General features: G+C 67.8%; 19 protein-coding genes. 11 read left to right on the top strand and 8 right to left on the bottom strand.

The window, feature by feature from the left end:
- The first annotated feature begins 19 nt into the window (after positions 1-19).
- Positions 20-3,919: a DNA-directed RNA polymerase subunit beta' gene (locus OG885_RS18780; protein ID WP_405732792.1), complete on the top strand. Its 3,900-nt coding sequence runs from the start codon at positions 20-22 to the stop codon at positions 3,917-3,919.
- Between the two features lie 76 nt (positions 3,920-3,995).
- On the opposite strand, the gene OG885_RS18775 is transcribed toward OG885_RS18780, so the two are convergent.
- The 6 genes from OG885_RS18775 to OG885_RS18750 form a co-directional block, all read right to left on the bottom strand.
- On the bottom strand, positions 3,996-5,003 hold the full coding sequence (locus OG885_RS18775; protein WP_405732790.1) for a M48 family metalloprotease: 1,008 nt from the start codon (positions 5,001-5,003) through the stop codon (positions 3,996-3,998).
- Positions 5,004-5,047: 44 nt separating this feature from the next.
- Positions 5,048-5,563 (bottom strand): Pycsar system effector family protein, encoded by a 516-nt coding sequence (locus tag OG885_RS18770; protein ID WP_405732786.1) that lies wholly within the window; start codon positions 5,561-5,563, stop codon positions 5,048-5,050.
- The gene (locus tag OG885_RS18765) at positions 5,560-6,840 is read right to left on the bottom strand and encodes a hypothetical protein (RefSeq protein ID WP_405732783.1); all 1,281 of its coding nucleotides are present in this window, start codon (positions 6,838-6,840) and stop codon (positions 5,560-5,562) included. The genes OG885_RS18770 and OG885_RS18765 overlap by 4 nt, the downstream gene beginning before the upstream one ends.
- 22 nt (positions 6,841-6,862) lie before the next feature.
- On the bottom strand, positions 6,863-9,112 hold the full coding sequence (locus OG885_RS18760) for a hypothetical protein (RefSeq protein ID WP_405732780.1): 2,250 nt from the start codon (positions 9,110-9,112) through the stop codon (positions 6,863-6,865).
- Complete coding sequence (locus OG885_RS18755) at positions 9,109-9,870, bottom strand: hypothetical protein (RefSeq protein WP_405732777.1); 762 nt, start codon at positions 9,868-9,870, stop codon at positions 9,109-9,111. The genes OG885_RS18760 and OG885_RS18755 overlap by 4 nt, the downstream gene beginning before the upstream one ends.
- 123 nt (positions 9,871-9,993) lie before the next feature.
- Positions 9,994-10,728 carry a Crp/Fnr family transcriptional regulator gene (locus OG885_RS18750; RefSeq protein ID WP_405732774.1) on the bottom strand — a complete coding sequence of 245 codons (735 nt, stop codon included), beginning with the start codon at positions 10,726-10,728 and terminating at the stop codon, positions 9,994-9,996.
- A gap of 248 nt (positions 10,729-10,976) precedes the next feature.
- On the opposite strand from OG885_RS18750, the gene OG885_RS18745 reads away from it, so the two are divergent.
- The 5 genes from OG885_RS18745 to tuf all read left to right on the top strand — a co-directional run bounded on the left by OG885_RS18745 (position 10,977) and on the right by tuf (position 16,190).
- Positions 10,977-11,510, top strand: a complete 534-nt coding sequence (locus OG885_RS18745; protein ID WP_405732771.1) for a DUF1707 and DUF4190 domain-containing protein — start codon at positions 10,977-10,979, stop codon at positions 11,508-11,510.
- Between the two features lie 332 nt (positions 11,511-11,842).
- Positions 11,843-12,214 carry a 30S ribosomal protein S12 gene (gene rpsL, locus OG885_RS18740; RefSeq protein ID WP_003948652.1) on the top strand — a complete coding sequence of 124 codons (372 nt, stop codon included), beginning with the start codon at positions 11,843-11,845 and terminating at the stop codon, positions 12,212-12,214.
- 2 nt (positions 12,215-12,216) lie between these two features.
- A complete protein-coding gene (gene rpsG / locus OG885_RS18735; protein ID WP_003992340.1) occupies positions 12,217-12,687 on the top strand; it encodes a 30S ribosomal protein S7 in 471 nt (156 codons plus the stop codon).
- Between the two features lie 39 nt (positions 12,688-12,726).
- Positions 12,727-14,853 carry an elongation factor G gene (gene fusA / locus OG885_RS18730; protein ID WP_405732768.1) on the top strand — a complete coding sequence of 709 codons (2,127 nt, stop codon included), beginning with the start codon at positions 12,727-12,729 and terminating at the stop codon, positions 14,851-14,853.
- A 143-nt stretch (positions 14,854-14,996) separates the two neighbouring features.
- On the top strand, positions 14,997-16,190 hold the full coding sequence (tuf, locus tag OG885_RS18725) for an elongation factor Tu (RefSeq protein ID WP_329335830.1): 1,194 nt from the start codon (positions 14,997-14,999) through the stop codon (positions 16,188-16,190).
- Positions 16,191-16,274: 84 nt separating this feature from the next.
- Here tuf and OG885_RS18720 read toward each other — a convergent pair whose 3' ends face one another.
- Positions 16,275-16,661: a phage holin family protein gene (locus OG885_RS18720; protein WP_405732765.1), complete on the bottom strand. Its 387-nt coding sequence runs from the start codon at positions 16,659-16,661 to the stop codon at positions 16,275-16,277.
- A gap of 91 nt (positions 16,662-16,752) precedes the next feature.
- On the opposite strand from OG885_RS18720, the gene OG885_RS18715 reads away from it, so the two are divergent.
- Positions 16,753-17,019 carry a hypothetical protein gene (locus tag OG885_RS18715; RefSeq protein ID WP_405732762.1) on the top strand — a complete coding sequence of 89 codons (267 nt, stop codon included), beginning with the start codon at positions 16,753-16,755 and terminating at the stop codon, positions 17,017-17,019.
- 25 nt (positions 17,020-17,044) lie between these two features.
- Here OG885_RS18715 and OG885_RS18710 read toward each other — a convergent pair whose 3' ends face one another.
- Positions 17,045-18,022, bottom strand: coding sequence for a hypothetical protein (locus OG885_RS18710; protein ID WP_405732759.1), 978 nt, complete (start codon positions 18,020-18,022; stop codon positions 17,045-17,047).
- A gap of 65 nt (positions 18,023-18,087) precedes the next feature.
- Between OG885_RS18710 and OG885_RS18705 the strand changes: the two genes are divergently transcribed.
- The 4 genes from OG885_RS18705 (at position 18,088) to OG885_RS18690 (ending at position 24,964) form a co-directional block, all read left to right on the top strand.
- Positions 18,088-18,858, top strand: a complete 771-nt coding sequence (locus OG885_RS18705) for a hypothetical protein (protein ID WP_405732756.1) — start codon at positions 18,088-18,090, stop codon at positions 18,856-18,858.
- Positions 18,859-18,977: 119 nt separating this feature from the next.
- Positions 18,978-19,592 carry a hypothetical protein gene (locus OG885_RS18700; protein ID WP_405742778.1) on the top strand — a complete coding sequence of 205 codons (615 nt, stop codon included), beginning with the start codon at positions 18,978-18,980 and terminating at the stop codon, positions 19,590-19,592.
- Positions 19,580-20,272: a hypothetical protein gene (locus tag OG885_RS18695; protein ID WP_405732754.1), complete on the top strand. Its 693-nt coding sequence runs from the start codon at positions 19,580-19,582 to the stop codon at positions 20,270-20,272. The genes OG885_RS18700 and OG885_RS18695 overlap by 13 nt, the downstream gene beginning before the upstream one ends.
- Before the next feature lie 147 nt (positions 20,273-20,419).
- Positions 20,420-24,964 carry an RHS repeat-associated core domain-containing protein gene (locus OG885_RS18690; RefSeq protein WP_405732751.1) on the top strand — a complete coding sequence of 1,515 codons (4,545 nt, stop codon included), beginning with the start codon at positions 20,420-20,422 and terminating at the stop codon, positions 24,962-24,964.
- Positions 24,965-24,981: the final 17 nt, after the last annotated feature.

The raw sequence follows: 24,981 nt of genomic DNA, 5'->3' as shown, positions 1-24,981 counted from the left end.
TGAGAGGGATTGACGCATAGTGCTCGACGTCAACTTCTTCGACGAGCTCCGGATCGGTCTGGCCACCGCTGACGACATCCGTCAGTGGAGCCACGGCGAGGTCAAGAAGCCCGAGACGATCAACTACCGCACGCTCAAGCCCGAGAAGGACGGACTCTTCTGCGAGAAGATCTTCGGTCCGACCCGGGACTGGGAGTGCTACTGCGGCAAGTACAAGCGCGTCCGCTTCAAGGGCATCATCTGTGAGCGCTGTGGCGTCGAGGTCACTCGCGCCAAGGTGCGCCGTGAGCGGATGGGCCACATCGAGCTGGCCGCTCCCGTCACGCACATCTGGTACTTCAAGGGCGTTCCGTCGCGCCTCGGCTACCTGCTCGACCTCGCTCCGAAGGACCTGGAGAAGGTCATCTACTTCGCGGCGTACATGATCACGTACGTCGACGAGGAGCGCCGCACCCGCGACCTGCCCTCCCTGGAGGCGCACGTCTCCGTGGAGCGTCAGCAGGTCGAGAACCGTCGCGACGCCGACCTCGAGGCCCGCGCCAAGAAGCTGGAAAGCGACCTGGCCGAGCTGGAGGCCGAGGGCGCCAAGGCCGACGTGCGCCGCAAGGTGCGCGAGGGTGCCGAGCGTGAGATGAAGCAGCTGCGCGACCGTGCGCAGCGCGAGATCGACCGTCTCGACGAGGTGTGGACCCGCTTCAAGAACCTCAAGGTCCAGGACCTCGAGGGCGACGAGCTGCTCTACCGCGAGCTGCGCGACCGCTTCGGCACGTACTTCGACGGTTCGATGGGTGCCGCGGCGCTGCAGAAGCGCCTGGAGTCCTTCGACCTCGACGAGGAGGCCGAGAAGCTCCGCGAGATCATCCGTACCGGCAAGGGCCAGAAGAAGACCCGTGCGCTGAAGCGGCTGAAGGTCGTGTCTGCGTTCCTGCAGACCTCCAACAGCCCCAAGGGCATGGTCCTCGACTGCGTCCCGGTCATCCCGCCGGACCTTCGCCCGATGGTGCAGCTGGACGGTGGCCGCTTCGCGACCTCCGACCTGAACGACCTGTACCGCCGTGTGATCAACCGCAACAACCGTCTGAAGCGCCTGCTCGACCTGGGTGCTCCGGAGATCATCGTCAACAACGAGAAGCGCATGCTTCAGGAGGCCGTTGACGCCCTCTTCGACAACGGTCGTCGTGGTCGCCCGGTCACCGGTCCCGGTAACCGCCCGCTGAAGTCCCTCAGCGACATGCTGAAGGGCAAGCAGGGTCGATTCCGTCAGAACCTGCTCGGCAAGCGTGTGGACTACTCCGCGCGTTCCGTGATCGTCGTCGGTCCGCAGCTGAAGCTGCACCAGTGCGGTCTGCCGAAGGCGATGGCGCTGGAGCTCTTCAAGCCGTTCGTGATGAAGCGCCTGGTCGACCTGAACCACGCGCAGAACATCAAGAGCGCCAAGCGCATGGTGGAGCGCGGCCGCACGGTCGTGTACGACGTCCTCGAAGAGGTCATCGCCGAGCACCCGGTTCTGCTGAACCGTGCTCCCACCCTGCACCGCCTCGGCATCCAGGCCTTCGAGCCGCAGCTGGTCGAGGGCAAGGCCATCCAGATCCACCCGCTCGTCTGCACCGCGTTCAATGCGGACTTCGACGGTGACCAGATGGCCGTGCACCTGCCGCTGTCCGCGGAGGCGCAGGCCGAGGCCCGCATCCTGATGCTGTCCTCGAACAACATCCTCAAGCCCGCCGACGGCCGTCCGGTGACGATGCCGACCCAGGACATGGTCCTCGGTCTGTTCTTCCTCACCACCGACGGCGAGCTGCGTGACACCAAGGGCGAGGGCCGCGCGTTCGGCTCCACGGCCGAGGCGATCATGGCGTTCGACGCCGGCGAGCTGGCGCTCCAGTCGCCGATCGACATCCGCTTCCCGGTGGGCACCATCCCGCCGCGTGGCTGGACGCCGCCGACCGCCGAGGAGGGCGAGCCGGAGTACCAGGCCGGTGACAGCTTCCGGCTGCGCACCACCCTGGGCCGCGCGCTCTTCAACGAGCTGCTGCCCGAGGACTACCCGTTCGTCGACTACTCGGTGGGCAAGAAGCAGCTCTCCGAGATCGTCAACGACCTGGCCGAGCGCTACCCCAAGGTCATCGTGGCGGCGACGCTCGACAACCTGAAGGCGGCCGGCTTCTTCTGGGCGACCCGTTCCGGTGTCACCGTGGCCATCTCCGACGTCGTCGTTCCCGAGGCGAAGAAGGAGATCGTCAAGGGCTACGAGGCGCAGGACGAGAAGGTCCAGAAGCAGTACGAGCGCGGTCTGATCACCAAGGAAGAGCGCACGCAGGAGCTCATCGCGATCTGGACCAAGGCGACCAACGAGGTCGCCGAGGCGATGAACGCGAACTTCCCCAAGACGAACCCCATCTTCATGATGGTTGACTCGGGTGCCCGAGGAAACATGATGCAGATGCGGCAGATCGCCGGTATGCGTGGTCTGGTGTCGAACGCCAAGAACGAGACGATCCCGCGTCCCATCAAGGCGTCCTTCCGTGAGGGCCTGTCCGTCCTGGAGTACTTCATCTCCACGCACGGTGCCCGTAAGGGTCTGGCCGACACCGCCCTGCGTACCGCCGACTCGGGTTACCTGACCCGTCGTCTGGTGGACGTCTCGCAGGACGTCATCATCCGCGAGGAGGACTGCGGCACCGAGCGCGGTCTCAAGCTCGCGATCGCGGAGGTCGGCGCGGACGGCGTGCTGCGCAAGGCCGACAACGTCGAGACCAGCGTGTACGCCCGTGCGCTGGCCGAGGACATCACGGTCGACGGCAAGGTGCTGGCCCCGGCCAACACCGACCTCGGCGACGTCCTCATCGACGAGCTGGTCAAGCACGGTGTCTCCGAGGTCAAGACCCGCTCGGTCCTGACCTGTGAGTCCGCCGTCGGCACCTGCGCGATGTGCTACGGCCGCTCCCTGGCCACCGGCAAGCTGGTCGACATCGGTGAGGCGGTCGGCATCATCGCCGCCCAGTCCATCGGTGAGCCCGGTACCCAGCTGACGATGCGTACCTTCCACACCGGTGGTGTGGCCGGTGACGACATCACCCAGGGTCTGCCGCGTGTCGTCGAGCTCTTCGAGGCCCGTACCCCGAAGGGTGTCGCCCCGATCTCCGAGGCGAGCGGTCGCGTTCGCATCGAGGAGACCGAGAAGACGAAGAAGATCGTCATCACGCCGGACGACGGCAGCGACGAGACGGCGTTCCCGATCTCGAAGCGCGCCCGTCTTCTGGTCAGCGAGGGCGAGCACGTCGAGGTGGGCCAGAAGCTCACCGTGGGTGCCACCAACCCGCACGACGTGCTGCGCATCCTGGGTCAGCGTGCCGTCCAGGTCCACCTGGTCGGCGAGGTCCAGAAGGTCTACAACTCGCAGGGTGTGTCGATCCACGACAAGCACATCGAGATCATCATCCGGCAGATGCTCCGCCGTGTGACGATCATCGAGTCCGGCGACGCCGAGCTGCTGCCCGGCGAGCTGGTCGAGCGCTCGAAGTTCGAGACCGAGAACCGTCGTGTGGTCCAGGAGGGCGGTCACCCGGCCTCCGGTCGTCCGCAGCTGATGGGTATCACCAAGGCCTCGCTGGCGACGGAATCCTGGCTGTCGGCCGCCTCCTTCCAGGAGACGACCCGAGTCCTGACGGACGCGGCGATCAACGCCAAGTCCGACAGCCTCATCGGCCTCAAGGAGAACGTCATCATCGGTAAGCTCATCCCGGCCGGTACGGGTCTGTCCCGCTACCGCAACATCCGGGTGGAGCCGACCGAGGAGGCCAAGGCCGCGATGTACTCGGCCGTCGGCTACGACGACATCGACTACTCGCCGTTCGGCACGGGCTCCGGCCAGGCCGTTCCGCTGGAGGACTACGACTACGGTCCGTACAACCAGTAGGGCTTGAGTCTGTTGGAGGGCGGTCACCTTTCGGGGTGGCCGCCCTTCGGCGTTGTGGCCCGGTCACAGATCCCGGTCACAAATAGGGCCGGAGCCGGTGCAGCCGGGTCGGGTAGTCGGGGTGGGTGGCCAGCAGGCGGGACAAGAACCCAGACGCTGGGTCCTCGGCGCCGGCTGCCGCCTTCGCCGCGAGCCTGGCCGTGCGCTCGGCCTCGTGCATGGCCTGGAGCACCGTGGCGAGCTCAGGGGCGAATCCCAGCACGGCGGCGTGCTGGTCCGCGCGCAACTCGGCCCTTCGGGCCACCGCCGCGATGAGATAGGGCGTGACCAGCAGCACGAGGGGCAGCCCGTAGAGCATCTCCAACGTGGAGAGGGCCAGCATGCCCGTCACGAAGATCAGCAGGGCCGTTGCCAGCCAGGAGTAGTAATCGGCCCAGGTCACGGCCAGCTTCAGCAGATACCGGATCATCCGCCAGATCAGCCGGCCTGGCAGCGCGTACCACTGGCCGAGCAGGGCGGACCAGACGTGCCCGCCGGTGTGGTGTCCCAGCTCGTGGGCGAGTACGGCGGCCAGCTGTGCACTCGTCAAGTTGTCCAGGGCGAACCGGGTGACGCCCACGATGTGCCCGGCGGCGGCGTACGCGTTGAGCTCGTCGCTGTCCTCGACCCATAGTTCGTACGTCCTGCCGTCGACGCCTGCCCGAGCGGTCACCTCGCGCCATATCGGCGTCAGCCGGGCTTGTTCGTCGGGAAGGGGGCGTTGCAGCCGTAGGAGGTACCGGGCGAGGAAGTCCTCGACGGAGCGATGGAAGAGCAGAGCTCCCGAGAGCAGCCAGACCGCAGGCAGGACCCAGAAGGGGACGCCCAGCAGGGCGTCGAGCCCGGCGGAGACGAGCAGCAGCATCAGCAGACTCATGACGGTGCCGGGGAGATACAGGACGAGCTGGCCCAACGCTGTTGCGTCGAGTCCTCGTTGGCGGGCGGCGAAGTGGAGCCTGCCCGTGCGGTGCCGGTAGTCGAGGTCGTCGTCGGGTGAAGGCGGAGGGGTTTCCTCGGGATGCCTGGGATCGGTCGGTCGGGACATGGGATCTCCAGAGTGAACGGAACGGCTGGAACACAGCCGGTGCGTCAGCCGATGAGCAGGGAGACGGGCAGCGTCACCACGGCGACGCCGAGGGCGATCAGCCCGACGCGGATCCACCGGTGTTTGCGTACGGCGATTTGGCTGATCTCGGTCAGCGCGGTGAACGTGCCCGCCGCCGGGGCGCGTTCGGTCTCGGCGAGGGCTTCGGTGAGATGGCCGTCGTGCACGGCCCGCTGGATGTCGCCGAAGTACGACAGCGGGGCTCCCGGCGTCCAGCGTGTGGTGCCGTGACGCGGCAGGACGGCCATGAGCAGGGCCAGCAGTGTGACGGCCAGCGCGGTGAGCCCCGCGCACCACAGGGCCGTGCCGGGCGCGGAGAGCCGGGGCGACGCCCAGGCGCGTCCGCCGGACAGGCCCCCGAGGACCCCGGCCACCACGCCGAGGGCCGCCACCAGTACCGCCGCCTTCGCGTCCGCGCGGGCGATCTCGGAGCGCAGCTCGGCGAGCAGGCGCTCCGCGGCCCGGCTGCCCGGCGGAGCCCCTGTGCCGGCGCCGCTCATGGTGCGGACTCCTCGGGGGTCGGGGTGGCGGGCCTGACCGGTGAGCTGCCGTAGCCCGGAGGCGGTCGCCAGTCGGAGAAGGCACCGTGGTCCGGGTCCGCCGGGGGATCGGGCTCGGGGTCGGCGGGCGGGGCGTCTGCACTCTCTTCGGTGAGCGGTACCCGCGTGGGCGGAGGAGCTGAGGAGTGTTCGCGCGGTACGCCCGGCAGGTGCTGGTTGAAGATCTCGTACACGGCGTCGAAGGCCAGTCGTCGGGGCCCTTCCAGCTCGTAGCCCTCGGCGTTGTCGCCGCTCATCAGCGCCTTCGCCAGCTCCATCTTGGCCTGGATGAAACGGCGTTGGTCCTCGCGCATGCCCTCGATGACCAGCCGGGTGTCCTCCGGGTGCGCGCTGAGGTGCAGGGCCCAGGCCACCACGCCGCCCTCTTCCAGGTACTTCTGGTAGAACGCGATCTTCTCGGCTTCGAGCCGTTGGAGCTCGGCCTGGTAGTCGGCCTGCCGGATGTCCTGTTCCTGCTGCCACTCCTGGCGTCGCAGGGTGAGTTCGTGTTCCATGCGGCCGTACTCGGTGGCGCGCGTCATCTGGAGTGCGTCCTGTCGGCGGGTGCGCTCGTCGAGTTCGGTGTCGTAGTCCTTGGCCAGCCGTTCGGCCCGTATCTCCTCGGCCGAGGCGTGGCCGATGGCCTGGAGACGTTGCTGGTGCTCGATCTCCTGCCGGTCCTGGCGCAGCCGCAGCGTCCAGACCACCCTGAGGCCCGCGGCGGCGCCGAGCGGAGGGCGCTCCGGGTCGGTCAGGCCCCGCAGCAGTGCCGCCTCGGCGCGTGCGCTGTCACGGTTGGCGAAACAGCGGGTGAGCGGACAGGCCAGTTGGTGCAGTTCGCCGAGCAGCAAGGCCGGTACGTCCCGGTTGCCGCTGCGTACGAAGGCCTTCGGGGAGGCGACCTGCCAGGACAGCTCGATCGTGGCGGTGAACTCGAGCGCGTCGTTGTCGCTGGGCAGGTCGAGTTCGGCCCGGTGGGGGTGGACACCCATGTCGACCTCGTAGACCGCCGTGTAGCGCCTGGCGGCGGCTTCGGCGCGGCTGGGGCGTACCGGGGGAAGGAAGTCCTCGTAATCGCCCTGGGGGGTCGAGAAGACCAGGGCGTGGTCGATGCGGGTGAGCGCCTTGCGGGAGAACCCCCAGCGGGAGAGCTGCCGTACCGTGACGACGGGATCGTTCAGCGGGGTGTGTCGGTCGGCGGGTTGCTCGAAGTCCGGCGGGTTGCGCAGGTCAGCCATGACGATTGTCTCCTGGGCCGGTTCACGGGGTCGGTTGGAGTGCCAGGTCGGGGGCGGGGAGTACGGCGAGCAGCCGGGCCGCCACCTCCGGCGGGGGCGCTCCGTCCTCGCCGGGCAGGGTCCGCAGGAGGTGACTCAGGCGGTGGTACTCGGCGTCGGTGGCGACCAGGGCCCGCAGCAGCGACGCGAGCGCCCATTCGGTCGGCTGGTTCCGGTCGGCGATGCGGACCCATGCGCCGAGTGCTTTCAGGGCACCCCGGGTCCGGTGGCGGTCGTCGAGCGCGGTGCGCCACAGCCGGACGATGCCGTCGGCCGCGGGGCCGCCGCCGACGGCCGCGGTGGCGTACCAGCCGAGCAGCAGCGGTATGCCGTCGGGCCGGTTCTCCTCGGTGCGGGCACAGGCATGCAGGAAGCCCCGCAGGGCGAGGGCACGAGCCGGCCGGTCGTGCTCGAGCCGTGCCAGCAACTCGGCGAGGACCTGGTCACGGGCGGGGGAGAGCAGCAGCATCTCCACTGACTGGGCCAGCTGGTCGACCATCAGCTCGTCGAGGCCGGACTCCTCCTCGGTCCCCTCGTGCTGCTTGTACTCCTGGCGGATGGCTGCCCGGAGCGCGGCGAGGGTCCGCTTCGGCTGTTCGGCGCCGATGAGGCCGTACGCCCGGATGGCTACCCAGCGCCGCCCCGCCTCCTCGGCCTCGGTCGTCCCGCACCAGTCGTCGAGGATGTGCGGGATGTTGGGCGCGTCGAGCACGTGCGCGAGCGTCAGCGCGTTGACGGCGACGAGGCGGTGTCGGAAGAGGCGAGAGTCCGCCCACGGTTCGACGACCAGGGCCATGGTGGACGGCAGATCCGCGTAGGCGAGCACGGCGACGGTCGAGGCCGCGCGGGTACGGACCAGAGGCCGTCCGTCGTCGGCCAGCCGCTGAAGCCAGTCCACCAGGGCGGGCCGGGCCGAGGGATGCCCGGTCCACACCTCGCGCAGCAGGACGAGGGAGACCCGGTCGTCCAGGAAAGAGGCCTTGGACTGCAGGACCGGACCCCACTCGGTGTTCTCCTCCTCCTGGTACAGCGTGGCGCGGGCGAGTTGCAGCCGCTTGCCGATGTGCGTGCCGAACACCGGTACCTGCGGCTGGCGTGCGGAGTCCGCGGTGTTCTGGAGGAAGGCGTAGAGCTTGTCGCTCACTTCGGCGGTGAGGGCGTACGGGCCGCCGTCGAAGGCCGCCAGGGCGATGAGAAACGCCTTGTCCCGCAGGGGGACCCGCTCCTCGTCCTCGTCGAACCACTCCTGGACCTGGCTCTCCAGGCTGAACAGCGAGAAGCCCGCCACGTCCGCCGCGGTCACCTCGCCGTCCGCGTACCGCCTCAGCTGCCTGGCGAAGGCCGCGACCTCGCGCAGCTGATGGTCCCGGCCGAGGAACTCCGCGACGGCGGGCAGCTCCAGCAACCGGTGCGCGGTTGCCTTGTCCGTCAGCTCACGCAGATGCGCCTTCAGTACGGCGTCGGCGGCGGGCGGCTCCCAGGCGACGGGGGAGATGTCCTCCAGAGCCGCCATGGGCCCGACCGTGATGACCAGGTAGGCGTCCTCCTTGGCCAATTGGTCGCGGGCGGCGAGGAGATGGGGCTCCCGCAGTGGCTCGTCCCGGTCCGTGGTCAGGTCGCACAGCACATAGCCCCTGGCCCGGTGCTCCTTGTCTCCGAGCCGCTGGACGAGTTCCGCGGGCGAGGTGTCGCGGACCAGGATGCGGACCGGGGACGCCCGCAGCCTGCGCAGCAGCATCAGCGCGGCCGTGCGCCGGCCGGTGAAATGCGAGCCGGAGAGCACGATGACCCGTTCCGTGCGCAGCCGCTCGACCAGACCCTCGAAGGCGCCCTCGTCAGTGACGAAGTACGGGGCGAGACGGTCCAGCGTCGACTGCGGGACCTCGCCGGAGCTGTGGGACGAGGCGGAGATGCCGAACTGGTAGACGACCTCCGTCTTGCTGCCCATGATCACGTCGCCGGCGACCAGTCCGCCGCTCACGCCGTGCTGGTCACCCGAGACCAGGCTGCCGCCGAACCGGGAGTTGGCACCGACCCCCATGGCCTTCGGGCTGTGGTCCACCAGGTCCCGGCGGGCCGACCAGGCGTCCTGCGGCCGGTCGTGTTCCTCTTGCTTCTCCTTGTCGGCCTCCGTCTCGGCACCCTCGGCACCGGACTGCTGCGGGGCGTCGCCCTGCGGGTTCTTGTCGCTGTTCTGTTGCGGTGGTGCGGAGCCCGGTGTCTCCGTGCTCATGCCCGCTCACCGTGCCCGGTGGTCTTGCCGCCCATGACCACGTCCCCGGTGACCTGGCCACCGCTGACGCCGTGCTGGTCCCCGGCGACGTAGCCGCCGCCGAAGGAGGCGTGGCCGAGGTCGACGGAGGCAGGGCGGGAACGCGGCGGCTCCTCCTGCTGCCGCTCCTCATCGGGGCCGTCCGCGGGCGACGGCTCCCCGTGCAGCCACGCCACGGTCGGCCCCTCCTTGGTCTCCACCGTGATGCGGTGGAAGTCGTCGGGGCGGACGCCCAGGGGGCCGTGGCGGACCACGCCCTGGTAGATGCCGTCGGAGACGCACAGGACGCTGGCGTCGTCCCGTTGTTTGAGCGCGTCGCGCAAGGGGTCGGAGTTCAGGAGGCGTACCGCGTGGTTGAGGTCGGAGCCGACCCAGCCGTCCAGTTCGTCGATGGCCACGTAGCCGGAGGACAGGACGACGCGCAGGCGGATCCGTGCGCTGTCCGCGATCAGGCGGTTCTTGTTGTGCAGGAGGGCGGGGGTCTCGGTCAGAAGGGTCTTCACCAGGGCCGGCACCGACACCTGGGTGTCGATCAGTTCCATGACGGAGTCGCCTCGGTCCGCGCGCAGCCGGGTCGTTTCGTCGACGGATGCGGCGAGGAGGGTGCCGTCCACGACGTCGTACAGGACCCTGCGGAGGAACGCCTGCTCCACGTCGTCGCGGGAGCCGTACTGCTCGATGTCGAAGAGGAGGATCGTGCGGTACACGGGGTCGGTCATGGCTGCCTCTCGTGCGTAGATGTCCGTGCCCAGCACGATGGCGGGTGGCGGACATGCCTCAGAGGGCCGATGACACGGACGAACTATGACCGTGTGCATGGAACGGGACGGCGTCGTGTGCCTTCAGGCGGACTGCTCTCCGATGATGCGGCGCAGGGTGTCAGGGCGGAGAACCACGATGCGTCGGCGTCTGGTCGCCACGATCTGGCGGGCGCGCAGTTCCTTGAGGAGCCGGGCGACGGCCTCGAGGGAGGAGCCGATCGAGCCGGCGAGCTCCTGTTGGCTGAGCCCTATCGTGAGCTCGATGCCCTCATCGGTCCTGCTGCCATGGGTGCGAACCAGTTCGAGGAGCAGGACGGCCAGCCGTTCACGCACGCTCAGTGCGGCCCACTCCAATCGGCGGCGGTCGGTCGAGCGCTGCCGGTCGGTGCACAGGCTCAGCAGGTGCAAGGCCACCGGGGAGTTCTGGGAGAGGAACGTGGTGAACCGGCTCTGGTCGATGACGACTGCCTCGACCGGTTCCAGCGCCGTGACCGTCGCCGAGCGTTGACCTCTGCTCAGGGCAGCGCCCTCGCCGACGATGTCACCGGGGCCACGCAGGGCGAGGAGAGCCTCGTACCCGTTGGCCGCGAGCGCCGTGACCTTGGTCCAGCCGTGCAGGAGGAGCAGGACGTGGGCGGATGGTTCGTTCTGCCGCATGAGGACGTCCCTCGCCCGGTAGGACAGGAGCCGGCCGGTGGCCAGCAGCGCGGTCCGGTGCTCCTTCTCCAGGCGGGCGAGGAAGGGCACCCTGTCGTCGAAGCCGTCGTCGTCCCACGCGCGTGTCTGCCCCCCCGGCCATGCCTGCTGCCCCCGCATTTCCCTTGTTCACCTGCACCGATGCCCGCGCTTCGCAACCAGTCAACGTACTTGAAGAGTGCGGCGGGGAAACCGGCGACAACCGGCCGGGTGGCCGATGTGTGCTCCTCGGCGCGACCGTCCGGCCGGGGGTGAGGCTCGCGGGTCTCAGGGGTGCCTCCGGGTTTTCTCCGGGTGGACACCTGATGCCGGGAATGCCGGTTCGGCGCACGATGGAGGGACTCCGATCCGTGCGGGGGAGGTGCTCCATGACTCAGCCCTCGTGGCAGCCGTGGCAGGGGAGCGGGGTCCCACAGCCGTGGCAGGGTGGCTCCTCGATGCTCGCGTCGCATGCCGACCGTGAGCGGGCCGTCGACGTGCTCCGGGCGGGGTTCGGAGAAGGGCGGCTGGAGCAGGCGGAGTTCGACAAGCGGGTCGGGCGGGCCTATGCCGCGCGCACGGTGGGGGAGCTGGCCCTGCTGGTGGCCGATCTGCCCCTGGGGCCGCTGCCGCACCCCGCGCCGGTAGCCCCCGTGCCGCGGACGTTCCAGGCGGTGCCCGGGCCACGGATCAACGGCAAGGCCGTCGGGGCGGCGGTGTGCGGGCTGCTGTGTCTACCGACGTTCGGGCTGATGGGGCTTCCGGCTGTGGTGCTCGGGCATGCGGCGCGGTCGGAAATACAGCGTTCCAGGGAGGCGGGGGACGGGCTGGCGCTGACCGGGCTGGTCCTCGGCTGGTTGTCCGTGGGCGGCTGGGCACTCGTCCTGACGCTGCTGCTGATCGTGAGTCTTGTGGCCGGATGAGCGGCTGTCGGTGCTGCGCCGACGTGTCCGGAGCATGAAATCGAAGATCATCCACGACGGAGGGCCTTGACATGTCCCTCCCGCCTCGGTGGGCGACGTCCATTTGTTTTGACCGCAGCGAATGAGGTAGGTACGCTCAGACCTTGTGCCTGGGGTGTGCCCTGGCTCTCGTGCGTGTCTTCAGCCGCACTCGGGAGCCGTGACACGGCCACCGTGATCTGCGCTCTTCTCGCCTTGCGGCGAGGGTCTACCGGATTCGACACACCCGACCGCGTGGGTCGGCGATGTTCCAGGTTAGCTTCACCATTCGGCACACAGAAACCGGAGAAGTAGTGCCTACGATCCAGCAGCTGGTCCGTAAGGGCCGGCAGGACAAGGTCGAGAAGAACAAGACGCCCGCACTCGAGGGTTCCCCTCAGCGCCGTGGCGTCTGCACGCGTGTGTTCACGACCACCCCGAAGAAGCCGAACTCGGCCCTGCGTAAGGTCGCGCGTGTGCGTCTGACCAGCGGGATCGAGGTCACCGCTTACATTCCGGGTGAGGGACACAACCTGCAGGAGCACTCCATCGTGCTCGTGCGTGGTGGCCGTGTGAAGGACCTGCCTGGTGTTCGCTACAAGATCATCCGCGGTTCGCTTGACACCCAGGGTGTCAAGAACCGCAAGCAGGCCCGCAGCCGCTACGGCGCCAAGAAGGAGAAGTAAGAATGCCTCGTAAGGGCCCCGCCCCGAAGCGCCCGGTCATCATCGACCCGGTCTACGGTTCTCCTCTTGTCACGTCGCTCATCAACAAGGTGCTGCTGAACGGCAAGCGCTCCACCGCCGAGCGCATCGTCTACGGCGCCATGGAGGGCCTTCGCGAGAAGACGGGCAACGACCCGATCATCACGCTGAAGCGCGCTCTGGAGAACATCAAGCCGACCCTCGAGGTCAAGTCCCGCCGTGTCGGTGGCGCGACCTACCAGGTCCCGATCGAGGTCAAGCCGGGCCGTGCGAACACGCTCGCCCTGCGCTGGCTGGTCGGTTACTCCCGCGCCCGTCGCGAGAAGACCATGACCGAGCGTCTGCTCAACGAGCTTCTCGACGCTTCGAACGGCCTCGGTGCGGCCGTCAAGAAGCGCGAGGACACCCACAAGATGGCCGAGTCCAACAAGGCCTTCGCGCACTACCGCTGGTAGTCGCTACCCACGACGAGACCGAGAGAAGACGAAAGCCTTATGGCTACCACTTCACTTGACCTGGCCAAGGTCCGCAACATCGGGATCATGGCCCACATCGACGCGGGCAAGACGACCACCACCGAGCGGATCCTCTTCTACACCGGCGTCAGCTACAAGATCGGTGAGGTCCACGACGGCGCCGCCACCATGGACTGGATGGAGCAGGAGCAGGAGCGTGGCATCACGATCACCTCTGCTGCCACCACCTGTCACTGGCCGCTCGAGGACAACGACTACACGATCAACATCATCGACACCCCGGGTCACGTGGACTTCACGGTCGAGGTGGAGCGTTCGCTCCGCGTCCTCGACGGTGCCGTCACCGTGTTCGACGGTGTCGCGGGTGTGGAGCCGCAGTCCGAGACGGTGTGGCGTCAGGCCGACCGTTACGGCGTGCCGCGCATCTGCTTCGTGAACAAGCTTGACCGTACCGGCGCGGAGTTCCACCGCTGCGTCGACATGATCAAGGACCGTCTCGGTGCGCAGCCGCTCGTCATGCAGCTGCCCATCGGTGCCGAGATGGACTTCAAGGGCGTTGTGGACCTGGTCCGCATGAAGGCGCTCGTGTGGTCCGCCGAGGCCGCCAAGGGCGAGATGTACGACGTCGTCGACATCCCGGCCACGCACACCGAGGCTGCCGAGGAGTACCGCGGCAAGCTCATCGAGGGCGTCGCCGAGAACGACGAAGAGATCATGGAGCTGTACCTGGAGGGCGTCGAGCCCACCGAGGAGCAGCTGTACGCCGCGATCCGTCGTATCACCATCGCCTCCGGCAAGTCCAAGGACGTCACGGTCACCCCGGTGTTCTGTGGCACCGCGTTCAAGAACAAGGGCGTCCAGCCCCTGCTCGACGCGGTCGTGCGCTACCTGCCGACCCCGCTCGACGTCGAGGCCATCGAGGGCCACGACGTCAAGGACCCCGAGGTCGTCGTCAAGCGCAAGCCGTCCGACGAGGAGCCCCTCTCGGCGCTGGCGTTCAAGATCATGAGCGACCCGCACCTCGGCAAGCTCACCTTCGTCCGGATCTACTCCGGTCGCCTGGAGTCCGGCACCGCCGTGCTGAACTCCGTCAAGGGCAAGAAGGAGCGCATCGGCAAGATCTACCGTATGCACGCGAACAAGCGTGAGGAGATCGAGTCGGTGGGCGCCGGTGACATCGTCGCCGTCATGGGCCTGAAGCAGACCACCACCGGTGAGACGCTGTCCGACGACAAGCAGCCGGTGATCCTGGAGTCCATGGACTTCCCGGCGCCGGTCATCCAGGTCGCCATCGAGCCCAAGTCGAAGGGCGACCAGGAGAAGCTGGGCGTCGCGATCCAGCGCCTGGCCGAGGAGGACCCGTCGTTCCAGGTCCACTCGGACGAGGAGACGGGCCAGACCATCATCGGTGGTATGGGCGAGCTGCACCTCGAGGTGCTGGTCGACCGTATGCGCCGTGAGTTCAAGGTCGAGGCCAACGTCGGCAAGCCGCAGGTCGCGTACCGCGAGACGATCCGCAAGGGCGTCGAGCGTCACGACTACACGCACAAGAAGCAGACCGGTGGTACCGGTCAGTTCGCCAAGGTGCAGATCGCGATCGAGCCGATCGAGGGCGGCGACGCCTCGTACGAGTTCGTGAACAAGGTCACCGGTGGCCGCATCCCGAAGGAGTACATCCCTTCGGTCGACGCGGGTGCGCAGGAGGCCATGCAGTTCGGCATCCTGGCCGGCTACGAGATGACCGGCGTCCGCGTCATCCTTCTCGACGGTGGCTACCACGAGGTCGACTCCTCCGAGCTCGCGTTCAAGATCGCCGGTTCGCAGGCCTTCAAGGAGGCCGCGCGCAAGGCGTCCCCCGTGCTCCTCGAGCCGATGATGGCCGTCGAGGTCACCACGCCCGAGGACTACATGGGTGAGGTCATCGGCGACATCAACTCCCGCCGTGGTCAGATCCAGGCCATGGAGGAGCGGGCGGGTGCCCGCGTCGTGAAGGGCCTCGTGCCCCTCTCGGAGATGTTCGGTTACGTCGGCGACCTGCGCAGCAAGACGTCCGGCCGTGCCAGCTACTCCATGCAGTTCGACTCCTACGCCGAGGTTCCGCGGAACGTCGCCGAGGAGATCATCGCGAAGGCCAAGGGCGAGTAACGCACACCGTTCACACGCTTTAGGCTTGACACCGACCGCCGGGGATCGCCCGGCACGGGAGAACCCCGGCGGGCGGCATCCCAGCAAAGATCACCTGGCGCCGATGAGTAAGGCGTACCAGAACCACTCCACAGGAGGACCCAGTGGCGAAGGCGAAGTTCGAGCGGACTAAGCCCCACGTCAACATCGGCACCATCGGTCACATCGACCACGGTAAGACGACCCTCACGGCCGCCATTACCAAGGTGCTGCACGACGCGTACCCGGACCTGAACGAGGCCTCGGCCTTCGACCAGATCGACAAGGCTCCCGAGGAGCGCCAGCGCGGTATCACGATCTCGATCGCGCACGTCGAGTACCAGACGGAGACCCGTCACTACGCCCACGTCGACTGCCCCGGTCACGCGGACTACATCAAGAACATGATCACGGGTGCGGCGCAGATGGACGGCGCCATCCTCGTTGTCGCCGCCACCGACGGCCCGATGCCGCAGACCAAGGAGCACGTGCTCCTGGCCCGCCAGGTCGGCGTTCCGTACATCGTCGTCGCCCTGAACAAGGCCGACATGGTGGACGACGAGGAGATCCTGGAGCTCGTCGAGCTCGAGGTCCGTGAGCTCCTCTCCGAGTACGAGTTCCCGGGCGACGACCTGCCGGTCGTCAAGGTCTCGGCGCTCAAGGCGCTCGAGGGCGACAAGGAGTGGGGCGAGTCCGTCCTCAACCTGATGGCCGCCGTCGACGAGTCGATCCCGACCCCCGAGCGTGACGTCGACAAGCCGTTCCTCATGCCCGTCGAGGACGTCTTCACGATCACCGGTCGCGGTACGGTCGTCACCGGCCGTATCGAGCGTGGTGTCCTGAAGGTCAACGAGACCGTTGACATCATCGGCATCAAGCAGGAGAAGACCACCACCACGGTCACCGGCATCGAGATGTTCCGCAAGCTGCTCGACGAGGGCCAGGCCGGTGAGAACGTCGGTCTGCTCCTCCGTGGCATCAAGCGCGAGGACGTCGAGCGCGGCCAGGTCATCATCAAGCCCGGTTCGGTCACGCCGCACACCGAGTTCGAGGCCCAGGCCTACATCCTGTCCAAGGACGAGGGTGGCCGCCACACGCCGTTCTTCAACAACTACCGTCCGCAGTTCTACTTCCGTACGACGGACGTGACCGGCGTGGTGACCCTCCCCGAGGGCACCGAGATGGTCATGCCGGGTGACAACACCGAGATGAAGGTGGAGCTCATCCAGCCCGTCGCCATGGAAGAGGGCCTGAAGTTCGCCATCCGTGAGGGTGGCCGGACCGTGGGCGCCGGCCAGGTCACCAAGATCAACAAGTAAGTCTTGTTGGCTTGATCGCCTGGTAGCTCATTGAGCTCCTGAAGGGGCCCGTACGACTTCGGTCGTGCGGGCCCTTTCGCGTTGTCACGCAGCGGTTTCGGGTGCCGGCTGCGGGCCGACGGCCATGACGGCGAGGACGCTGACCCGTACGACGACTCCGCCGAGCAGCGCGGCGAGGAAACCGTCGACATGCAGCCCGCCGTCCATCTGCGAGCTGATCCAGGAGACGAGCAGCCAGATGAGGGTGTCCTGGACGACACCGACCGCGGCGAGGATCAGCAGCGCGATCGGGGGAGCGGTGCGGATGCTGCTGGGATAGCTGGAGATCAGCTGGTTCACGACGAGGAACACGATGCCGGGCAGCAGCGCCGCCCAGGCCACGTTGTCGTCGATCGGCCGTATACCGGGGAGCAGGACGGCGGCGAGCACCACGCCGAGGTAGGCGCCGAGGGCGCGTCTTCGTTTGTACATGGGCGTGATCATGGGGGTGCGCCGACGGCCTGGGCAAGACGCGGGTCACTGAATGTCGGGGTCGAGTCGAGCCCTAGTGGGGGTGCGTAGCGTGCAAGTCGCCCTTGGCTCACTGGACTTCGCCTACGGAGGGACTCGCCCGATGATGCTGACGGTGGACGTGGCGGTGCTGCTGGCCGTCATCCTCGCCCTGCGGTTGCGGCGGACGGTGCATGCGCGGAGTCGTTCCGACCAGAGCGTGACGGTGGGGCTGGCGCTGGTGTTCGGAGTCCTGGTGGCGCCGACCGCGTTCGGGCACGGGGTGCTGGATGCGGTGGGGCAGGTGGTGGAGGGCGTTTCGGGGGTCGGGGGGCCCTGAGCCGGGGGTGTCGGTTTGGCTCGGGTCACTGGATGTACTGCTGGTGCGGGTGGTCGTACGACGTCGTACAGACGTAGATCTGGAGGGCGTGGTCGCGGCCGATGTTGAGGTGGGTGGGGCGGCCGGGAACCGGGGATTCGCCGAGGGGGCGCCAGGTGATGCCGCCGCTTTCGTAGCCGTCGATGGTGAGCAGGGGCTGCACGGGCGCGCCGCACTCCGGGCAGGCCATGGGGAACGGGTCGGTGTAGCTCCAGGGGGCGTGTCCGCCGAGCTTGCAGCCCGGGGCGACGGCGAGGTCGTACTGGTAGCCCACGCCGTGACTCTCGGCCCAGTCCTCGACGCGGTCGGCGAGGGGCTCGGGGAGTTCGTGCGGGGCGGGGTATTCGGTGACGGGTTCCGGGTGGAGGACGCAGGGTTCGGGGAGGTAGCGGTCTTTGCCGATCACTGCGGGGTGGGGGGCGGCGGTGAGGGGGTCGGTGATGTGTGCGGTGGTTCGCCAGCGGAGTTCGGTACGGGGTGTGGGGCCCGTTCGGCCTTTGTGATCGAAGGGGCACCAGAGGAGTTGGAGGAGGTCGGCGCCGGGTGGGGCGGGGAAGGCGACGGTCTCGGGGGTGTCGCGGGCGTAGAGCTGTGTGATGGGGAGCAGGGGGATCGGGCCGGGCTGGGGGATGGGCCTGGGCTGTGAGGCTCCGTCGACGATGACCCGCTCGTCCGGGGTGAGGAAGTCGGTGCCCTCGGGGTGGGGGCGGTTGCGGGCCGCGTCGAGGATGCGGCGGCGGTGGCGGACCTCATCCGGTGAGAGGGCGAGGGCGGCGGGGTGCTCCGAGCAGGTGGGCCAGGGCTCGACTGCCGGCCAGAGGAGGGGGCCGCCGAGGGAACTGTCCGCCGTGGCGGGGGAGCCGGGGCGGGGGTGGAGGCGGATGGTGGTGCGGGCGAGTGGGGCGAGTTCGGGGAATGTGGCGGTGACGTCGAGCGGGCGGGGTGGCGTGGTGAGCCGCGGCATGAGGGGAGGGTATGCGGGAACGGGGCGTCGGGCTGGGGTCGTTGCGGTCGATCTACGATGAGCCGATGGATCTACGTGCCGTACTGGCGGACTTCCCTGGCGTGCGGCCCTTGGCCGGGCTGTCGGATGCCTGGTACTGGTCGCGTGTTCCCCTCTTCGGTTTCGCGGGAGCGCTGAGCGCCGACGGTGCGCGGCTGCTTCAGCTGAGCGGGCGGGGGTCGTACGACGAGGAACTCGCGGTTGCGGTACTGGGGTTCGCGAGGGAGCGGGAGGGCGAGCTCTTCGCACGCAACACCCATTGGGGAGCGCTCGACGGTTTCCAACCGCCTACGGGGCGGCGGGACTTCGACTCGGTCGTCGGCATCTCACCCGACGTCCACCGCGCCTACCGCGCGGAGAATCCGGCGCTGACCCCGTACGTCCGGCTGGTTTTCCCGGCGTTCGCCTGTGAATTCGCCGCCGCGGGTGACGAGACGCTGGACGAGGCGATCACCCGCTATCAGATGCTGCGGCTGAACGAGCTCGGCCGCGGACCGTTGCCGTATCTGAAGATGCGGTACGCCAACACCCGTACGCAGGGCCGGAGTACAAACATCGGCCGTGGCTTCACCGAGCCTCGTCGGCTGGTGGATGAGCTGCGGTGGATGGAGGGCGGGGACGGGAGCTTCGTCGAGTTCGAGAACCGGTGGGGGCGGGTGTGGCGGGTGGAGTGGCGCGGGGGATGGTTCGTGGCGGAGTGCGGAGAGGAGCCTCGGGCGGTCGGGGTCGAGGAGGCCGTCGAGTTCGCGACGGCTCGGCTGTACGACCGGGCCGGGCGCCGATCGTGCCGTAGCTGAAACGACGACGTGGCACCGAGACGGCGCGCACGCCTGGATCCAGGGCAACGGGCCGTCTGTGCAGTGATGCGTGAGTACGGTGTGGGCGCGGTGGGCGATGAGGAGGGGGAGTGGCTCTGATGCGGCCGGGAGCACGTACGGCGAGCGAGCCCTTGGCGGTGTTCCGGCTGATGCCGAGCATGAAGCGGTTCCGGACCCTCTCTCTGGAGGAGCACGCCCACCGCAGGCTGATCCGCTGGATGCGCACCGGGGCGGCCGAGGATCTGCCGGTTTCACTGCGCGCCGAGTGGGTCGGCGATCCGCGGTTGCGCCGGGCCGAGTTCCCCTGCGGATATCCGGGCGCGCCAGTGTTCAGCCGCCGTGCCGCCGATCTGCTGGCGTACGACCTGAAGGCGGCGGGCCGGCAGCTCCCGGTCGTCCCGGAGGACGCCGCCCCGTCCGCCGAGTCGCCGTACGTCCTCCAGCTCGTCGAGCAGGTCGTCGACTGCGTCGACACCCGCAGGTCCGCCAAGCCCAAGAAGGCCACGGGCCAGATGAAGACCACGGTCTTTCGTCCCGACGCCCTCCCCTCTCACCTCCCCGCCTTCCGCGTGCCCGAGTTCCCGGGCGGCGTCCACTGGAACGGCTGGGCGGTACGCTGCCTGACCGAGCTCCTCGGTGACGACCTGGAGGCCCGCCTGATCTGGTCCGAGGATCGGAAACCGACCCCGCATCCGGCCCCGTGGGGCTTCTGAACCAGTTCGGAGATCACCATGAGCTGCTACGGCAGGCAGGGCACCCCCTGCAACCGCTGACAGGCACGAGCCTCGCGCGGGGAGTCTTCGCGCCCCTCGGCGGAGTGGTGGAGGTCGGGGCGGTGAACGCCACCGGCACGTACGTGCTCGCGGATGTCTCGGTGGGGGAGTTCCTGGCGCGCCGGCACGCTGACGTCGCGCGGCTGATGGACGGGGTCCGGCAGGCGTGCGGGTTCGACGACGCGGTCATGCGGACGGCGGACGAGTTCGGCTGGTTCCGTGACTACAAGGTTGAGGCGGCGCACCTGCTGCTGTGGTCCGCGGGCGTCACCGGAGTCCCGGACTCGATCGAAGGACTCGACGAATCGCCCGTGATCCGGCGCATGTGCCGCATGGCAGCGGACCTGCAGCTCACGGAGTTCCTGCACGCCGTGATCACGGCCGCCGTCGCGGCGATGACGGACCCCCGGCGAGGCGCGGCAGCGATCGTCGACGTACTCACGACCGCCTGCGACCTCGCGGACGCCACGGGCGGCGTCGTACCAGCACAGGTATACAGGACGTGGCGGGTCGCCCATCTGCCGGGCGTGCTGCGCCCCCAGTCGGATGCTCCGGAGTACGGCAAGGCGGGGTTCCGGGCGTACGACGCGGAGCTGGAGCGACTGTTGCTCGGTGACTGACATTCACCTGAAGCCGTCGAACGGGTGAGGTAGGTGTGGTGGGCCGTCCACCCGTGACCCTCGTGACCTTTTCACCGAACGGATGTTCCCGGTAAGTTCGCGTGTGCATACGGTTGTTGACGATGCAGGCGTGACGGGGGTTGCGGTATGGCGGGGCATCGGCCCACGGACTGGCATGTCCTGGATCTGGAGAAGGATCCGACGCCGGGTGATCCGGACCGGATCAAGCGGTTGGCCAAGACACTTCACGATTTCGCCGACGACGTCTCGGATGCCCTGCGCCTCGTCAATGGCATGGCGGGTGAGGACACCCTGCTGGAGTGGGCGGGTAAGTCGGCGGAGGTCTTCAAGGACGAGTTCGGGGACGTTCCGAAGAACCTGAAGAAGCTGAAGAAGTCCTACGAGTTGTGCGGCGACGCGCTCACTGACTTCTGGCCGAAGCTGGAGCGGGCGCAGGCGCTCGCCGACCGTGCGCTCGCCAAGGGGCGTGAGGCGCAGAGTGACCTCTCCTCCGCCAACTCCCGTCTCACCTCCGCCGATTCGTGGGTGACGCGGGCGAACAAGGAAGCCGACAAGTACAAGGACGACCCCACCGGCAGCAAGTCGGGCGGCGACAAGCCGGATGAGGGCAAGGTCCGTGCCGCCACGCGCGATGCCCAGCACGCCAAGACCGCGCAGACCAGTGCGCAGTCGGACGTCGACAGCGCCCAGGACGCGCTGGCCGCGGCGAAGAAGATGGCCGCTGACGCGCGCAAGATGCGCGAGGAGGCCGCGCACACCGCGAAGACGAAGATCGATGAGGCGTCCGACGCGGGTATTCAGAACCGGTCGTGGTGGGAGGAGGTGGGGGACTGGTTCACGGACAACTGGGACAACATCGTCGCGGTCTGCAAGGTCGTCGTCGCGGTGGTCGGTGTGATCGCGATGATCATCGGCGGTCCGATCCTGGGTGCGATCGTGCTGATCGCGGCCCTCGTCGTGCTTGCCGACACGCTTTACAAATATTCCAAGGGCCAGGCCTCCCTCTGGGACGTGGGTCTGGCCGCCCTGGACTGCATACCCGGCATGAAGGGCCTCACCACCCTCGGCGGCCTCGCCAAGGGCATGAAGGCTTTTGCCAAGGTTGGTCTCAAAGGCATGGCGAAGGGGCTGGGAGGCAATCTGCGTAAGCGTGCGTTGAGCATGCTCAAACGCACCTGCAAGAACGACCCGATCGACGTGGCGACCGGTGAGATGGTCATGTCCGAGGACGACGTGTTCTTGCCGGGCGTGCTTCCCCTGATCCTCAGACGGCACTACGTAACGGGTCAGCGCGCCGGCCGTTGGTTCGGACGGGCGTGGACGTCAACGCTGGACCAGAGACTGATCCTGGAACAGTTCGGTGCCCGGCTGGTGACCGAAGACGGCATGGTTCTTGAGTACCCGACCCCAGAGCCGGGTCTGCCTGTACTGCCGGTGGAGGGGCCTCGCTGGGAACTCGCCTGGGACGGCGCGGCCGGTACCCCGTTGACCGTCAACCAGCCGGAGATCGGTCAGGACCTGCACTTCGCTCCGGTCACCCGCCACCGGCCGGCCGAGCTGTCCCTCGTCGCGATCACGGACCGGCATGGAAATTCGATCACTGTCTCCTACAGTGACCAGGGCGTGCCCGAGGCCGTCACGCACAGCGGCGGCTACCACATGGCCGTGTCCGTGGCATCGGACCGGATCACGGGGTTCGTCCTTGCCAGCGATCCTGATGCTCCGGTGTTGAGGCGATACGGGTACGACGGGACGGGACAGCTGACACACGTCCACGACGCATCGGGAAGCCCGGACAAGATCTTCTACGACGAGCAGGGGCGCATCAGCGGTTGGGAAGACCGCATCGGAACGGTCTTCCGTTACGGCTACGACGCCGAAGGACGCTGCGTCCGGACGACCGGGCCGGACGGCCTGATGAACGGTGCCTTTGAGTACGACGAGGACAACAAACGTACGCGGTACACCGATTCACTCGGTCACGTCACGACGTACGAGATGAACGACCATCTCCAAGTGGTCCGCGAAATCGATCCTCTGGGTTCGATCACCGTTCGTGAGTGGGACCGGTACGACCGCCTGCTGTCCGAGACCGATCCGCTGGGCCGTACCACCGGCTACACCTACGACGATCGCGGCGATCTCGTCGAACTGCGTCTCCCGGACGGTTCGAGCGTGCGCGCCGAGTACAACGACTCTCATCTGCCCACGACCGTCATCGAGGCCGATGGCGCACGGTGGCAGCGTGTCTACGACGAGCTAGGGCGTCTTACGAGCTCGGAGAATCCGGTCGGTGGTACGACGCGCTATGCCTACGACGAAGCGGGGGCGAGGTCTCTGGTCGTCGATCCATTGGGAAACTCTCGCCACATCGAGAACGATGCCGTCGGACTCCCGGTCGCGGTCATCGATGCCCTGGGTCACATCACCCGCTATCGACGGAACGCCCTGGGACAGGTGGTGGCCGTCCTGGACGCCGCCGAAGCGGTGACGAGGCTTACGTGGACGGTGGACGGCCGCTTGCTTGCCCGGACGCTACCGGACGGGGCGACCGAACACTGGCGACTGGACGCGGCCGGCAACCCGGTGGCTTTCGAGAGCGCGACAGGAGCGCTCACCCGTTATGAACAAGGACCCTTCGGCCTCCCCATGGCTGTGACCCAGCCCGACGGGTCGCGCCTCACCTACGCATACGACACGGAGCTGCGGCTCACCGCCGCCACCAACGCGCTGGGGCAGACGTGGTCGTACAGGTATGACGCTGTCGGCAATCTTCTCAGCGAGCGCGACTTCAGCGGCAGGCAGACGACGTACCGCTACGACGCGGCGGGGCAGCCCGTCGAGCGAATCAACGGGGCCGGCCAGAGGCTCGTCTGCACCTTCGACGCACGCGGCAACCTCCGCACCCGGGCCACCGATGACGGTGTGACCCACTACCGGTACGACGGAGCCAGCCGTCTGCTGGAGGCAGCGAGCCCGTCCGCCGTGATCACCTATGAACGAGACGTGCTCGGTGCCGTTGTCCGGGAGACCTGCAATGGACGCGCGCTGGAACTCGACTACGACCTCATGGGGCGCCGCACACGTCGCCGTACTCCTACTGGCGTCACAACGCACTGGGAGTACGACGCGGAGCACCGGCTGACGGGGCTGCACACGTCGGGTTCCGGTGTCCGCCTCTCCTACGACGCTGTCGGCAGGGAAGTCCAGCGCACCCTGGGGGCAGGTGCGGCGCTCGGTCAGTCCTGGGACGCGGCCGGCCGCACCACGGGGCTCGTTCTGAGTTCTGCCCGATCGGGCGGCGACAGCTGGCGACGCACCTACGGTTATCGCCCCGACAACTTTCTTACGGCCATTGACGACACTGTGCAGGGACCTCGCCGACTCAGCCTGGACCCTGTCGGTCGTGTCCTCGCCGCGCAGACCACGGACCGGCAGGAGACCTACAGCTACGACAGCTCCGGGAACCTGGTGAACAGCCGAGTGATTCCCGAGCCGACGGAGGCGATCGGCGCCTCCGGGACCCGGGAGTACGACGGGCCGCTCCTGCGCCGACTGGACCGCACCCGTTACGAATATGACGGTCAGGGGCGGGTCGTGTCCGTGACGCGGCGTCTGCTGTCGGGTGCGAAGCGGATATGGCGGTACCGCTGGGATGCTCTGGACTGCCTCACTGAGGTGATCACTCCCGATGGTTCTCGGTGGCACTACCTGTACGACCCGCACGGTCGCCGTATCGCCAAACAACTGCTGACGGACGACGGCGCGGTCGCCGAACAGACCGACTTCGCCTGGGAGGGCACCCGTCTTGCCGAGCAGACCGAGTCGCGCGGCGGCGGGGTGCTGAAGACGACCACGTGGCACTGGCAGCCCGGAGAACACCGACCACTGGCTCAGACGGAGATGGTCCGTACTGCGTCCGCCGGTATCGCGGAGGACCAGGAGCAGGTCGACGCCCAGTTCTACGCGATCGTCACCGATCTAATTGGAACACCGACCGAACTCATCGACGACGAGGGGAGGATTCGCTGGAGTCGCCATGCGTCACTCTGGGGGTTGCCTTTCGACGGCGCGGACGAGGAAACGCATTGCCCACTGGGCTTTCCCGGCCAGTATCACGACCCGGAGTCGGGACTCGACTACAACGTCCGGCGCTACTACGACGCGGAGAACGCGCGCTACATCTCACCGGACCCGCTCGGCCTGGACGCGGCCCCCAACCACTACGCCTACGTCCCCAATCCCCTCACCTGGAGCGATCCGCTCGGCCTTGTCTGTACGGATCTGGGTGGCTGGTACGGAAGGCTCTCGCCCGCGCGCAAGGGGAACGAGATCAACCACATACCGGCCAAGGCCGCCTATTCCCATCTCAGTCTCACCGACTGGATGGGGCCCGCCATACGCATGGAAAGACGCGATCACAGGCTCGTCTCCAGCACGGACTCGCGTGGCTATTCGGCGACCCCCTGGCGCAATGCGCAACGTGACCTGGTAGATCAGGGGAAGTTCGACGAGGCGATGAAGATGGACATCGACGACATCCGAGCCTTGCACGGCGACAAGTACGACCAGCACATAGCCGACATGGTCGCCAGCATGAAGGACAACCCCGGGTTGCAGAAAATGCTGACCGACAACGGCTGGACGATCAACTACGACCTACTGAAGTGAGGCAGAGGTATGGAAAT

Origin of the sequence: Streptomyces sp. NBC_00028 (assembly GCF_045041065.1) — a bacterium.
GTDB lineage: Bacteria > Actinomycetota > Actinomycetes > Streptomycetales > Streptomycetaceae > Streptomyces.
This window is presented reverse-complemented; position numbering and strand designations above follow the sequence as displayed.

Excerpts from the sequence above, each read along its gene's own strand:
- OG885_RS18775 (WP_405732790.1), bottom strand. The coding sequence starts at position 5,003 with ATGTCCCGACCGACCGATCCCAGGCATCCCGAGGAAACCCCTCCGCCT.
- OG885_RS18770 (WP_405732786.1), bottom strand. The coding sequence starts at position 5,563 with ATGAGCGGCGCCGGCACAGGGGCTCCGCCGGGCAGCCGGGCCGCGGAG.
- OG885_RS18765 (WP_405732783.1), bottom strand. The coding sequence starts at position 6,840 with ATGGCTGACCTGCGCAACCCGCCGGACTTCGAGCAACCCGCCGACCGA.
- OG885_RS18760 (WP_405732780.1), bottom strand. The coding sequence starts at position 9,112 with ATGAGCACGGAGACACCGGGCTCCGCACCACCGCAACAGAACAGCGAC.
- OG885_RS18755 (WP_405732777.1), bottom strand. The coding sequence starts at position 9,870 with ATGACCGACCCCGTGTACCGCACGATCCTCCTCTTCGACATCGAGCAG.
- OG885_RS18750 (WP_405732774.1), bottom strand. The coding sequence starts at position 10,728 with ATGCGGGGGCAGCAGGCATGGCCGGGGGGGCAGACACGCGCGTGGGAC.
- OG885_RS18745 (WP_405732771.1), top strand. The coding sequence starts at position 10,977 with ATGACTCAGCCCTCGTGGCAGCCGTGGCAGGGGAGCGGGGTCCCACAG.
- rpsG (WP_003992340.1), top strand. The coding sequence starts at position 12,217 with ATGCCTCGTAAGGGCCCCGCCCCGAAGCGCCCGGTCATCATCGACCCG.
- fusA (WP_405732768.1), top strand. The coding sequence starts at position 12,727 with ATGGCTACCACTTCACTTGACCTGGCCAAGGTCCGCAACATCGGGATC.
- OG885_RS18720 (WP_405732765.1), bottom strand. The coding sequence starts at position 16,661 with ATGTACAAACGAAGACGCGCCCTCGGCGCCTACCTCGGCGTGGTGCTC.
- OG885_RS18710 (WP_405732759.1), bottom strand. The coding sequence starts at position 18,022 with ATGCCGCGGCTCACCACGCCACCCCGCCCGCTCGACGTCACCGCCACA.
- OG885_RS18705 (WP_405732756.1), top strand. The coding sequence starts at position 18,088 with ATGGATCTACGTGCCGTACTGGCGGACTTCCCTGGCGTGCGGCCCTTG.
- OG885_RS18700 (WP_405742778.1), top strand. The coding sequence starts at position 18,978 with ATGCGGCCGGGAGCACGTACGGCGAGCGAGCCCTTGGCGGTGTTCCGG.
- OG885_RS18690 (WP_405732751.1), top strand. The coding sequence starts at position 20,420 with ATGGCGGGGCATCGGCCCACGGACTGGCATGTCCTGGATCTGGAGAAG.